11 protein-coding genes are annotated in these 12997 nt (G+C 48.4%); 7 read left to right on the top strand and 4 right to left on the bottom strand.

Annotation, left to right across the window (positions count from 1 at the left end):
* The first annotated feature begins 86 nt into the window (after positions 1-86).
* Positions 87-1265, top strand: a complete 1179-nt coding sequence (locus U2H13_RS04160) for an MFS transporter (RefSeq protein ID WP_121984638.1) — start codon at positions 87-89, stop codon at positions 1263-1265.
* 185 nt (positions 1266-1450) lie between these two features.
* Here U2H13_RS04160 and U2H13_RS04155 read toward each other — a convergent pair whose 3' ends face one another.
* Genes U2H13_RS04155 through U2H13_RS04145 form a run of 3 tightly spaced genes read right to left on the bottom strand, consistent with a single transcriptional unit; the run spans position 1451 to position 3115 of the window.
* On the bottom strand, positions 1451-2290 hold the full coding sequence (locus tag U2H13_RS04155) for a YihY family inner membrane protein (protein ID WP_007408509.1): 840 nt from the start codon (positions 2288-2290) through the stop codon (positions 1451-1453).
* 11 nt (positions 2291-2301) lie between these two features.
* Complete coding sequence (locus U2H13_RS04150; protein WP_103527060.1) at positions 2302-2628, bottom strand: hypothetical protein; 327 nt, start codon at positions 2626-2628, stop codon at positions 2302-2304.
* 13 nt (positions 2629-2641) lie between these two features.
* Entirely contained in the window at positions 2642-3115 is a 474-nt protein-coding gene (locus tag U2H13_RS04145) for a low molecular weight protein-tyrosine-phosphatase (RefSeq protein ID WP_012117078.1), read from the bottom strand.
* Between the two features lie 155 nt (positions 3116-3270).
* Here U2H13_RS04145 and U2H13_RS04140 point away from each other — a divergent pair, with 155 nt between their 5' ends.
* From U2H13_RS04140 to U2H13_RS04120, 5 genes are all read left to right on the top strand, one after another.
* Positions 3271-3486: a DUF1128 domain-containing protein gene (locus U2H13_RS04140; RefSeq protein WP_003155571.1), complete on the top strand. Its 216-nt coding sequence runs from the start codon at positions 3271-3273 to the stop codon at positions 3484-3486.
* A 330-nt stretch (positions 3487-3816) separates the two neighbouring features.
* A complete protein-coding gene (locus tag U2H13_RS04135) occupies positions 3817-5010 on the top strand; it encodes an MFS transporter (RefSeq protein WP_007408506.1) in 1194 nt (397 codons plus the stop codon).
* Between the two features lie 26 nt (positions 5011-5036).
* Complete coding sequence (aroD, locus tag U2H13_RS04130) at positions 5037-5798, top strand: type I 3-dehydroquinate dehydratase (protein ID WP_053285223.1); 762 nt, start codon at positions 5037-5039, stop codon at positions 5796-5798.
* 65 nt (positions 5799-5863) lie between these two features.
* On the top strand, positions 5864-6748 hold the full coding sequence (locus U2H13_RS04125) for a shikimate dehydrogenase (RefSeq protein ID WP_088056278.1): 885 nt from the start codon (positions 5864-5866) through the stop codon (positions 6746-6748).
* 134 nt (positions 6749-6882) lie between these two features.
* A complete protein-coding gene (locus U2H13_RS04120; protein ID WP_017419112.1) occupies positions 6883-7914 on the top strand; it encodes a LacI family DNA-binding transcriptional regulator in 1032 nt (343 codons plus the stop codon).
* 20 nt (positions 7915-7934) lie between these two features.
* Here the strand turns inward: U2H13_RS04120 and U2H13_RS04115 are convergent, their stop codons facing one another.
* Positions 7935-8450, bottom strand: a complete 516-nt coding sequence (locus tag U2H13_RS04115) for a type 1 glutamine amidotransferase domain-containing protein (protein ID WP_003155578.1) — start codon at positions 8448-8450, stop codon at positions 7935-7937.
* Positions 8451-8670: 220 nt separating this feature from the next.
* Here U2H13_RS04115 and U2H13_RS04110 point away from each other — a divergent pair, with 220 nt between their 5' ends.
* Positions 8671-12963 (top strand): multifunctional 2',3'-cyclic-nucleotide 2'-phosphodiesterase/3'-nucleotidase/5'-nucleotidase, encoded by a 4293-nt coding sequence (locus U2H13_RS04110; protein ID WP_121984636.1) that lies wholly within the window; start codon positions 8671-8673, stop codon positions 12961-12963.
* The last annotated feature ends 34 nt before the right edge of the window (positions 12964-12997 follow it).

The following is a 12997-nucleotide window of genomic DNA, read 5'->3' as shown; positions in this document are numbered from 1 at the left end:
GGCAGCCCGAATTGGCATTTTCAGGTTGCCGGACGCGACAAATCCGTGTACGATCAAGAAAGAGACTGAAGAAGGAGAAATACGCGATGTCACGACTGTACTTCTTTATTTTGGTTCTGCTTGTTTCCATCTCCGGATTTTCCCAAGGCATGCTTCTGCCGGTGATCTCCGTCATTTTTGAAACGAACGGAGAATCCGCAGCCATAAACGGACTTCACGCAACCGGCCTTTATATCGGTGTGCTTCTGGCGTCGCCGTTTATGGAGGCCCCGCTGCGCAAGCTCGGATTCAAACCTCTGATGGTCATGGGCGGATTTCTTGTTATCATCAGCTTATTCAGTTTTATTTGGCTTCAATCCATATGGTTATGGTTTTTTCTGCGGCTGCTTATCGGAATCGGGGATCATATGCTGCATTTTTCAACCCAAACGTGGGTGACGTCAAAGTCAACGCCCCGAAACAGAGGAAGAAACATTTCGCTGTACGGACTGTCCTTCGGGCTTGGATTCGCTGTCGGCCCGTTCATGGTCCCTCTTGTGAAAACAAGTCCTTCCCTTCCGTTTATCGTATCCGGCTGTATCAGTCTTGCCGCCTGGCTGTTTGTGTTTGCCTTACGTAACGAGTACCCGGCGCAAGGTCCGGATGAAACATCCGGGGATAACAGCGCAAAACGGTTTTACCGCGCTCTTCTTTTCGGCTGGGTCGCTTTTCTCCCGGCTTTCGGGTACGGTTTTTTAGAAACGGCGCTGAACGGAAGCTTTCCCGTGTACGCCCTGCGTTTAGGCATATCCGTTGATGCCGTCGCGCTGATATTGCCCGCTTTTGCTATCGGAAGTATTGTATTCCAGTTCCCTCTCGGTTTATTAAGCGATCGATTCGGGAGAAAACGTGTCCTGCTCATCATCTTATTAACGGGTGCCCTTTGCTTTTTGACGGCCGGACTGTTTCCGTCACCTTCTGTCATCGGCTGCTGCTTTTTCACGGCGGGAATGGCGGTCGGCAGTATGTTTTCCCTCGGCATCAGCTATATGAGCGACCTGCTGCCGTCCCATCTGCTGCCGGCGGGCAATCTGCTCTGCGGCATTTCCTTCAGCCTCGGCAGCATGATCGGCCCGGTGGCGGGCGGCTGGTATATGCAGCGGTTTGAAAGCGCCAACTTGTTTTACTTTATTACGGTGATTCTGGTCTGTATTTGGCTTGCGCTCGTCTTCGGGAAAACAAAGCACAGTCCCGCATCCGAATCCCATTCTTTTCCGGCCTCATAAAAAAGCCGCCTGATCTGAGTCAGGCGGCTTCTTTCTAGTGGTATCCGTTCTGCCCGTTAGCGCTTCCGCTTGTTTTATTCTTCGGGCCGTTTTTTGAGTTTTGTTTATTATGGCTTCCGCCTTTTTTCGTATGCTTGGTCATAATCGATTCCCCTCCTTTTTCAGCTTGAACGTCATCCGTTCCTCTATAGCTTGCTCCCGCGGTACGGATTTTCATCAGGAAGCTTTTTACGTTTATGTAAAAGCGCGTTGATTTCTCCTCCTAAAATCAGCAGTGTTCCCGTAAGATAAAACCAGATCATAAGGACGATAATTCCCCCGATGCTCCCGTATGTGGCGCTGTAGTTGGCAAAGGTGCCGACGTAAAATGAGAACAGCATACTGACGATAATCCAGCCGGCTGCCGCGAATACGGCTCCCGGCAGCACAAAACGGAGGGAAAGCCTTTTATTCGGCGCGAAAATGTAAAGCGCGGTAAACACGATTAACAGGATAAGCGGACTGATACCCCAGCGGACAACCGACCACACCTGCAAAAACAGGCCGGAGGCGCCGATGAAATCTGCGGCCAGCATTCCGATTTCTCTGCCGAACACCGGCAGAAGCAATGCGATTAAAATCGTAACCACCATCGCGATGGTTAAAAAAATTGAGGTCAGGCGAATGATGATAAATGAGCGGTTTTCCTCGACTTCGTAGGCATGGTTAAATGCTCTGACAATCGCGTTCATACCATTCGAAGCCGACCAGATGACGGCGATAATCCCGAATGACAAAAGCCCGCCGCTGCGCTTGTTCAGCGTTTGCTCCGTAATGGATTTCACCATGGACATGGCGCTGTCGGGCGCGTATTGATCGACCGCCCCGAGCACGTCTTCTGCAGATATGGGAAGATAGGCGGTGAGCGTCAGCATGAAAATCATCAACGGAAACAATGACAGCAGGAAAAAATACGCCAGCTCCGCCGATTTACTTTGTCCTTCATGCAGAGAAAACCTTGCAAACAGCTCCTTTATAAAACTCATGACATCCCACCTCAATGATCGTTTTTCGAAAAATGCTCCTTCGTTTCTTTTAACAGGTCAATGACCTGCGGCGTCGTCTGCTTCAGCTTGGTGATCTGCCCGTTTAAAAAACCCAGATCTTCCGATACGGTATTGGCGAAGATTTTCACTTGATCCATTTTTGCGGAAGCCTGCTGCTTCAGGGCTTCAGGATGTTTCCGGTAAAATGCCGCACGCCGCCTGCACGCGTCCATGTTCCGGAAACATGCCTCTCTCGTCGGCTTATGTAATAAGGACAGTGCTCCTCCGGCGGCAGCGCCGATCAGAATCGCTTTTGCCATGATGCGTGTCTGCTTCATCGGTCAATCCCCCTTATAAATGATGGTCTTTCTTTATTGTCTCCAGCAAATGACGGCACCCGGATTCGACCAAAGCGTACACCTCGCTGAAATTCCCGGTATAATACGGATCGGGCACGTCCGCAAGGTCCGACTCCGGTACATAATCAAGCAGCCTTGCAATACGCGGCGCCGCTTTTTTATAACCTGCCATGCTGCGCAGATGTCCGATATTTTCTGCATCCATCGCAATGACGTAATCAAAATCGGTCAGGTCAGACTCACGCACCTGCCTCGCCGTGATGCCGCTTGCGCTGATCCCTTTCTTCTTCAGGATCTCCTTTGTCCCTTCATGCGGCGGATTTCCCGCATGCCAGGCGCCGATTCCCGCTGAATCAATGTTAATCTGCCCGTTCAGCCCGTTTTTCTTCACCATATCAGAAAATACCGCCTCTGCCATAGGCGACCGGCAAATATTTCCCAGACAGACAAACAGAACATGTATCATATCGATAACCTCCCTATTCTTTCCCCGCATTTTGAGGATCAAAAACCTTATCATCATCTTAGCAACTTTTCTGCGGCTGTGGAAATAAGCTTTTATTCTAAATGAATTCTGTTAGAATAAAGGGTACGAAAAAGGTCATGAAAGGATGCATGAATTTGCCGAGCCAACAAACAGAAACGTTAAACAAAATGATTGAAGACATTTCGCAAAAGCTCAACATGCTCAATGTCGGCGTCATCAGAGCGGAAGATTTCAGTGATGAAAAAATAGAAGATCTTACATACCTTCATCAAATGGTCATGAAAAAAGCATCATTCAGCCCGAGTGAAATGCAGGCCATTGCCGAGGAGCTCGCCTCTCTCAGAAAATAAACCCATGTCAGACCTGCCGAAAAACGGCAGGTCTTTTTTTGATTTAAAAAAGTAAAAAAAGTTCATCGGTTTGACACATATAAAAAGAAGGAGTATAGTAACTGTGAACTTGGTAGAACGATATACTAAATGAGCGGGCCGCTTATCTTTTTTTATTTAGTAGAACGATATACTCGTTGTGATCTCAGCGTTATTCAAGTTTGTTTTTCAACCGTTTTATCAAACAGTTTTCAAAGAAAGGCAGTGGTTCAATAAAGGGGAATGGTGCTGTTCTTTTATCAATTTAAAAAATAATTTAATTCTTTATTAACCGCATTAGGGGATGTCATCATGAAAAACATATACACCAAAATGGCAGCGGGTCTTTATATTAACTATTTCCTGCTGGGCATGATCAATATTATTATCGCATCCAATATGGAGGCATTATCAAAACAGCTTCATACATCCGCAGCCGGGGTCAGCTATTTGGTCTCCGCCATCGGAATCGGGAAGCTGATTTCGCTTCTGTTTGCCGGGAAGCTTTCGGATACATTCGGGAGACGGCCGTTTATCGTATCGGGCGCCTTTCTGTATCTGATTTTCCTAATCGGAATTCCGCTTTCGACAAACTATACAGCTGCGTTTATCTTCGCCATTTTCGCCGGGATCGCCAATTCCTTTTTGGATTCCGGGACATATCCGGCGCTTATTGAAGGATTTCCGAAAAACGCAAGCTCTGCAACCGTGTTAATCAAAGCGTTTGTATCCATCGGCGCGACGGTGCTTCCGTTTTTTATCGCGTTTATTGCGGACAGGCATTTGTTTTACGGCTGGACGTTTTTCGTACCGGGCATTATTTTCTTCCTGAACGGCTTTTTCCTGTTAAAAGTTCCGTTTCCGAATCATAAGCAAAAAGAAGACGGCGGCCGGACGGAAGCCTCTCCGTCTGATGACGCGTTCACATCACAGCCGTCGATATGGCGTGAAGGCCTTGCGATCATTCTGTTAGGCTTTTCATCTACGGCGCTGTTTATGCTCGTTCAAGTATGGCTTCCTAAGTTCGGGCAAACCGTTTTGGGCATGCCTGAGGTGCAGGCCGTCAAATTGTTGAGCTATTACAGCATCGGGGCGCTTGTATCCGTATTATTGCTGGCTGTGCTGTTAAACAGAGTGATTCAGCCGATTACGGTAATGGTGCTGTACCCTGTGATCGCGGCAATCGCGCTGCTTGCTCTGATTTTCATTCATCAGCCGGCCGTATCAGTCATCAGCTCCTTTGTCATCGGACTTTCAACTGCGGGCATTCTGCAATTGGCGATGACGGTTATGGCTGTTTTATTCCCTAAAAATAAAGGTACGATCACATCTTTTGTTAATATAGCATCAAGCTTATCTTTTATTGTCATTCCGCTTGTAACGGGAGCGATATCCAAAGCGGCCGGCCTGACGCCTGTTTTTCTGCTTGATATCGGAATTGCGGCCGTCAGCGCCCTTCTCGCATTGTTTATCGGAATCCGCTTTAAGCAAGTGATGAAAGCCTGACTATTTTTTAAGGGAGAGGATTTATCATGCAATCTATCACGATCAGAAACACGGTCATCGGCGAAGGGCTTCCGAAGATCATTGTGCCGCTGATGGCGGCCGGAGAGAAAGAACTGCTCGAAGAAACGGAAGCCGTCAACAGGCTTCGCCCGGATATCATTGAGTGGCGGGCGGATGTGTACGAGCATGTTGACAGCCTGGATGCCGTAAAAGGCATGCTTGAAAAGCTGCGGAAAGCCGCAGGCGCAACACCGCTGCTTTTCACATTCAGAACCCATAAAGAAGGCGGAAATAAAGTTATTGATGACCGCTTTTACATTGAATTGCTTAAAACCGCCATCGAAACAAAACATATTGACCTTGCAGACGTTGAGTTGTTTACGGGAGAAGCGGAAGTCAAATCAATTGTGAAAACCGCTGAAGATAACGGCGTATATGTCGTCATGTCCAATCATGATTTTCATCAGACACCGAAAAAAGAAGAAATCATTTCCCGGCTGCGGAACATGCAGGCGTACGGCGCGCACATTCCGAAAATCGCGGTGATGCCGCAAAGCACTGAAGATGTTTTCGTCTTATTGGATGCCACTCACACGATGAAAACACAATACGCAGACCGGCCGATCATCACGATGTCAATGGCGGGAACAGGCCTGATCAGCCGCCTGGCCGGCGAAGTCTTCGGCTCAGCGTGCACGTTCGGAGCGGGCAAAGAAGCATCGGCGCCCGGACAGATTCCCGTTGAAGAATTGCGCAGCGTACTCAGCATTTTAAATAAACATATGTAATCAGCGTTTTTCTGCCCTCAAAGCGGGATGAAAAACAAATGAATGGACTAACGGAGGAATACATCATGAAGAAAGATTTAGGACGGATTAACGGAAAAACTCAGCTTATCGGATTATTCGCGACACCGATCGGACACTCTTTATCTCCGGCGATGCACAACCTGGCGTTTAAAAAATTAGGATTGAACTACGCTTACCTCGCGTTTGAAGTCGGCAATGAACAGCTGGAAGATGTGGTAACGGGAATGCGCGCCTTAAACGTCAGAGGATTCAATGTCTCGATGCCGAACAAGATGAACATTCTCCCTTACCTCGATGAACTCGCGGATTCAGCGAAATTCACCGGCGCGGTGAATACAGTCGTTAATGAAAACGGCAGACTGATCGGACACTCGACTGACGGTATGGGATACGTCCGCAACTTAAAAGAACACGGCATCGATATCACAGGCAAAAAAATGACGCTGGTCGGTTCCGGCGGGGCCGCCACTCCGATAGCGATTCAATCCGCATTGGAAGGCCTCGGAGAAATCTCTATTTTCGCCCGCAATGACGCGTTTTTCGAAAAAGCGGAAGAAAACGTCCGCATCATCAATGAAGAAATGAAGGGATCTTCTTGCAAAGCGAAAGTCTTCCCGCTCGAAGATCAAGATGCGCTGCGTGCTGAAATCGCTTCAAGCGATATTTTCACAAACGGAACAGGTGTCGGCATGAAACCGCTTGAAGGCTTGAGCGTCATTGAAGATACATCCATGCTCCGTCCTGATTTGCTTGTGACAGACGTCGTTTACAACCCCGTTACGTCGAAATTGCTTGAACAAGCTCAAGCGGCCGGCTGCAGCACCATTAACGGCCTCGGCATGATGCTTTGGCAGGGCGCCATGGCGTTTGAATATTGGACAGGCCGTGAAATGCCGGTTCAGTATATTAAAGAGCAAATGTTTGAATAACCTATTGTAATAGAAGCGCCGAAGGACAATCCGTCTTCCGGCGCTTTGTCATTTTCTCCCCTCTCTCTTTCTTCTCATGCGCCAAAACGCTTATAATGGATGTAACGAATAAAAACCAAGTGAGGAATGCACGTATGAAACAGCAAAAAAAACGCCGGGTGACATTGCAGCAGGTCGCTGAGCATGCCGGCGTCTCAACATCCACCGCTTCATTAATCGTCCGCAACAATCCGCGAATTTCCGAAGCGACCCGTGAGAAAGTGCTGCAATCCATGCGGGAGCTGGGGTACGTATATGATCGGGTTGCCGCGAATTTACGATCACAGACGTCTACAACGGTAGGATTGATTATTACTGACATTTCCAATACGTTTTTCTCAGAGTTTCTGATCGGCGTTCAGAATACGCTTGAGGAAGTCGGATTAACGGTGCTGTTAGGCACGACATTTGATTCCGTCGCCAAGCAGGAACAGCTGATCTCGACCATGCTGGAACACAGGGTCGGCGGATTGATTTTGTGTCCGGTTTCAGGTACGGCTGAGGAAACCCTTTCCCGCCTTGAGCAGCTTGACATTCCGGTCGTGCTCGCCGTCAGGGAGATTGCCGATGCAGATTGTGATTTTGTCGGAGCCGATTATGAGGAAGGCACCTATAAGGCAGTGCGTCATTTCATTGAGAAAGGCCATCAGGAGATTGCTTTTCTGGGCGGCGTGAAGCACTCATCAACATGGACGAAGCGTATGAAAGGGTTTAAAAAAGCGCTCCGTGAAGCGGATCTGGAAGTGAAAAATGAATATGTCATTGACAGCGCGCCGACCCGCGAAGCAGGCTGCGAAGCCGTGACGGAGCTCCTCCGCCGGTCTGAGCGCCCGACCGCGATTTTCTGCTTCAGTGATTTGGTCGCGTTCGGCGTCATGCAAGGGATCAGAAAAGCCGGGCTCGTTCCGGGCGAAGATATTGACATTATCGGCTTTGATAACGTGCCGGAAGCTGAAATTTCTTATCCCCCCCTTACAACCGTTTCTTCCTTTCCGCGGCAGTCGGGAAAAGAAGCGGCTCAATTGCTGCATCATAAAATCACCAGTTCCCAGCACAAAAAACAACGCATTATTCTGGCGCCTGAGCTGGTCATCCGGGAATCTTCACAAAAAAAGCGGAACGCCTGATACGGCGCTCCGCTTTTATATTACGCAAGCAGTTTTAATGATTCGCGGTTAAATGCCGGAATGTCATCCGGTGTGCGGCTTGTGACCAGCTGGTTCTGGCAGACGACGACTTCTTCATCCACAACATTCGCGCCCGCGTTTTCCATGTCGATTCGGATTGAAGTAAACCCTGTCGCTTTGCGCCCGTCCAATGCTTTCGCGTTGATGAGAAGCTGAGGTCCGTGGCAGATGGCGAACACCGGTTTTTTATCATCCATGAACGCTTTGGCAAATTGGACGAAACGGTCATCCGCACGCAGCATGTCAGGAGAGAATCCGCCCGGGATCAGCAATGCGTCAAAGTCTTTCGGATTCACATCATCGATGGACGCGTCCACTTTCACTTCCGCTTCCCCTTGTTTGCCTTTGACTGTTTTTCCTTTTTCCTGTTCAATTACGGTTAATTCATGACCCGCATCTTTAAAAGCTTTCGCAGGTTCAGTATACTCGACATCCTCAAAATAATCCGTTAATACAACTGCAATTTTTTTACCCATAGTTACTACCTCCTGCTTGATGAAGTCTACATAAATCCATGTACCCCAGCCACACTAACATCAAACATAAGTAACGCGTTTGCCGCTCATCCGTTTTACATAGGTCATTATCCTCATTTTTCATCTTTTTACAAGAATCATCATGAAATCTATATGAACTTTCACAAAATATTCTTACAATGGTACTGCATGACAAAATTTGTTGAAAGGTGGAGAACAGGTGAGAATACAGAAAAGACGATGCAGCGTCAATATGACACTCCGTATTCTGCTGCCCCTAGTTATGATACTTAGTCTAATCCTCCCAACATCACCCATTAAAGCAGAAGAAAACAAATCCTCCAGTGTGAATCTCAGCATTTTAGCCACAACTGACGTTCACGCTAACATGATGGACTACGATTACTACAGCGACAAACCGACAACGGAATTCGGGCTGGCCAGAACGGCTCAGCTTATTGAGAAGCACAGGCGCGAAAATCCGAATACGCTGCTTGTCGATAACGGAGACCTGATTCAGGGGAATCCCCTCGGAGAATACGCCGTAAAATATGAGAAAAATGATATCATTTCAGGCGCAAAGACCCATCCGATCATTGAAGTGATGAACAGTCTGCATTATGACGCAGGAACACTCGGCAATCATGAATTTAATTACGGGCTTGAATTTCTGGACGGGACAATCAAAGGCGCTGATTATCCGATCGTTAACGCCAATGTGAAAACATTAAGCGGCGAAAACCGTTATACGCCTTATGTCATAAAAGACAAAACCGTCACGGATCAAAACGGCGGCAAGCATCAGATAAAAGTCGGCTACATCGGCTTTGTTCCTCCCCAAATTATGACGTGGGATAAGAAAAATCTCGAAGGCCGCGTTCAGGTCGAGGACATTGTGGAATCCGCAAAGAAAACCGTTCCGAAAATGAAAGCTGAAGGAGCCGATATCGTCATCGCACTCGCCCACAGCGGCATCGAAAAAAAAGCGCAGTCTTCCGGAGCGGAAAACGCCGTTTTTGACCTGGCAACGAAAGTCGGCGGAATTGACGCGATCGTATCCGGCCATCAGCACGGGCTTTTCCCTGATGCCGAATACAAAGGCGCTGATCAATTCGACGTCGATAAAGGCACGATTAACGGCATCCCCGTTGTTATGTCAAGCAGCTGGGGCAAATATGCGGGCGTCATCGACCTCCGGCTTGAAAAAACAGACAGCGCGTGGCATGTGGAAGATGCAAAAGGCAGCATCGAGCCGATTGCCGGCAATGTGACGTCGGAAAACGAAACCGTCGTCAATACCGTCAAAAAAGCGCACGAAGGCACTTTGAAATACATCAGAGAACCCGTCGGCCAGACAAAAGCCGATATCAACAGTTTCTTCGCCCAAGTCAAAGATGATCCGTCCATTCAAATCGTAACGGATGCGCAAAAATGGTACGCCGAAAATAAGATGAAGGATACGGAATACAAAGATCTGCCAATCCTCTCGGCGGGCGCTCCGTTTAAAGCCGGCGGGCGGAACGGCTCAAATTACTATACAAACATTTCCGCTGGCGACCTCGCCATCAAAAACATCGGCGATTTGTACCTGTATGACAACACGGTTCAGATCGTCAAGCTGAACGGAAGCGAAGTGAAAGACTGGCTCGAAATGTCCGCGGGGCAATTTAATCAGATCGATCAGGCAAAAGGCGGCAGCCAAGCGCTTTTAAATGACGCCTACCGCTCATACAATTTTGATGTCATTGACGGTGTCACCTATCAGGTCGATGTCACAAAACCGGCGAAATACAACGAAAACGGAACAGTCATTCATCCCGATGCAAGCCGGATCGTCAACCTTTCTTATCAAGGAAAGCCCGTCAGCGCCAAGCAGGAATTTCTGATCGTCACAAATAATTACCGCGCTTCAGGCGGCGGAGGATTCCCTCACTTAAGCAATGACAAAATCGTATACTCTTCTGCCGATGAGAACAGGCAGGTCTTAATGGATTACATCATCCAGCAGAAAACGATTAATCCGCAGGCTGATCATAACTGGTCCATTCTTCCGGTCAAAGGGACAAACCTGACATTTGAATCTTCCTTGGCCGCAAAGCCGTTTGCCGACCGCGCAGATGACGTCGCCTATATCGGTGAATCACAAAACGCGGGCTACGGACAGTACAAGCTCCAATTCAAAGATGATGGACCGGGCACAGATCCGCCGAAAGATGACGCATGGAAACTCACCGTTATGCATACAAATGACACGCACGCCCACCTTGATAACGCGGCGAGGCGGATGACGAAAATCAAAGAAATCAGAAGCGAAACCGACCGCAGTATTTTGCTGGATGCGGGAGACGTTTTCTCAGGCGATCTCTATTTCACAAAGTGGCAGGGGCTGGCTGATTTAAAATTGATGAACAGCATGGGCTACGACGCAATGACCTTCGGAAATCATGAGTTTGATAAAGGTCCGGGTGCTCTCGCCAGCTTCCTGAGCGGTAACGGGAGCGCGTCTGACCCATCCGGGAAATACAATTTTCAAGCGCCTGACTTTCCGCTCGTCAGCTCAAATGTCGATGTGTCCAAAGAGTCAAAACTCAGACCATTCATGAAAAAAGCAGACACATTTACGGCAGGGAAAAAGAAAAAAGCAGGCATCTATCCATATATTCTGCTTGATGTAAACGGAGAAAAAGTCGCCGTGTTCGGCTTGACGACAGAAGATACGTCCGTCACATCAAGCCCGGGAAAAAGCATTGTCTTTCATGATGCCTTCCAATCCGCACAAGATACAGTAAAAGAAATACAGAACAAGGAACATGTCAATAAAATTATCGCCCTGACCCATATCGGGCATCAGCGTGATCTCGATCTTGCCAAAAAGGTAAAAGGCATCGACTTAATCGTCGGCGGACATACGCATACGCTTGTAGATAAAATGGAAATTGTCAAAAACGAAGAGCCGACCATCGTCGCCCAAGCAAAAGAATACGGCGAATATTTAGGCCGTGTCGATGTCGCATTTGACAAAAACGGCGTCGTTCTGCCGGAACAATCCTCTCTTCAAGCGCTGCCGGTGAATGAGCAGACGAAAGAAGACCCGGATCTGAAAAAAGAGCTTGATCCGTTTAAAAAAGAGCTCGTCTCAGTTAAAAATGAAAAAGTCGGTTCAACGAAGGTCGCACTTGACGGCCGGCGCGAGCATGTCCGCTCCAAAGAAACCAATCTCGGAAACTTCATCGCGGACGGCATGCTGCAAAAAGCGAAGGAAGCGGCCGGCGCCCAAATCGCGATCACAAACGGGGGCGGCATCCGCGCGGGCATTGATAAAGGAGACATCACCCTCGGCGACGTGCTGAATGTGATGCCGTTCGGCAACACGCTTTACGTCGCGGATTTAACCGGAAAACAGATCAAACAAGCCCTGGAACAAGGGTTAAGCGGAATTGAAGCTCAAGGCGGCGCCTTCCCTCAAGTTGCCGGTTTAACATACACGTTTACACTGAATAAAAAGCCGGGACACCGCGTTCTTCAAGCTGCGGCCGTACAGGATGACGGCAGTGTAAAGCCGATTTCTGATAAGAAGACATACAGAGTCGCCACCAGTAACTTTGTCGGTGAAGGCGGAGACGGATATTCCGTCTTTAACGAAGCGTCCCATAAAGAAGACCTTGGCTTTGTCGACTATGAGGTCTTCGTTGAGCAGCTTGAAAAAGCGGGAAAAGCGGTGGAACCGAAAGTTGACGGCCGCGCGCAGGAAGTGTACCTGCCGACAAAACAAAAAAACGGTTCGTGGACGCTTGAAGATGACAGCGCATTTGCCGTCTATGCCAAAAACGCCAACACGCCGATCGTGTATTACGATAAAAATGACGGCGCCAAAAAGCCGATTGATCTCAGCGTGACCAAAAAACAAATCGGCCTGTTAAAGGACAGAACATCGGATTCTTCCCTTACGATCCTGCATGACAAGTTCAGCATGAAAATGCCGATGGCAAACGCTGCTTCAGCTGATACACGATTCGGTGTGACGCCGAAAGGAAAAGTTAGCGGGGCGCTTTCAAATGTATACGACTTTACAATGAAGCAGAAAAACAAAGACATCAAAACATTCAAAGCGCCGGTAAAGCTCACCCTGCGCATTGAGAATATGAAAAAGGCGAAACAGCCCGGCATTTATCATGTAGACCGGAAAAAGAACGTCTATACAAAAACAGACAACGGTTCGGTTTCACACGATCTCGTCACGGGCTATACAAATCATTTCAGTGAATACACCATATTAAACGCAAACACGAAGAGCGCGCCGCCGACAAGCGGAGATCACGGCTCCGGAAAGCAGCCAAGCGGACAAAAACCGTCATCCGGCCCTGCGCAGGACGGAGTATCGCCGGGCGGCCTGCTTCCTGATACGGCCACAACGATGTATTCCATCCTTCTTGCCGGGTTACTCATCAGCGCGCTCGGAACGGCACTGTATCTATATCAAAGAAGAAAAGCAAAAAAAGTGAACGAAGCATAAAAAGACCGCTTTTATCGGGCGGTTCATCCCAAAA

Origin of the sequence: Bacillus sp. A1, assembly GCF_042296235.1 — a bacterium.
Taxonomy (GTDB): domain Bacteria; phylum Bacillota; class Bacilli; order Bacillales; family Bacillaceae; genus Bacillus; species Bacillus velezensis.
Note: the sequence above shows the minus strand (reverse complement) of the source record. Positions and strands in the feature narration are given on the sequence as shown.

Bases quoted from the DNA above. Each gene is read 5' to 3' on its own strand.
- U2H13_RS04160 (WP_121984638.1), top strand. From the start codon at position 87: ATGTCACGACTGTACTTCTTTATTTTGGTTCTGCTTGTTTCCATCTCC.
- U2H13_RS04155 (WP_007408509.1), bottom strand. From the start codon at position 2,290: ATGAGTTTTATAAAGGAGCTGTTTGCAAGGTTTTCTCTGCATGAAGGA.
- U2H13_RS04150 (WP_103527060.1), bottom strand. From the start codon at position 2,628: ATGAAGCAGACACGCATCATGGCAAAAGCGATTCTGATCGGCGCTGCC.
- U2H13_RS04145 (WP_012117078.1), bottom strand. From the start codon at position 3,115: ATGATACATGTTCTGTTTGTCTGTCTGGGAAATATTTGCCGGTCGCCT.
- U2H13_RS04135 (WP_007408506.1), top strand. From the start codon at position 3,817: ATGAAAAACATATACACCAAAATGGCAGCGGGTCTTTATATTAACTAT.
- aroD (WP_053285223.1), top strand. From the start codon at position 5,037: ATGCAATCTATCACGATCAGAAACACGGTCATCGGCGAAGGGCTTCCG.
- U2H13_RS04125 (WP_088056278.1), top strand. From the start codon at position 5,864: ATGAAGAAAGATTTAGGACGGATTAACGGAAAAACTCAGCTTATCGGA.
- U2H13_RS04120 (WP_017419112.1), top strand. From the start codon at position 6,883: ATGAAACAGCAAAAAAAACGCCGGGTGACATTGCAGCAGGTCGCTGAG.
- U2H13_RS04115 (WP_003155578.1), bottom strand. From the start codon at position 8,450: ATGGGTAAAAAAATTGCAGTTGTATTAACGGATTATTTTGAGGATGTC.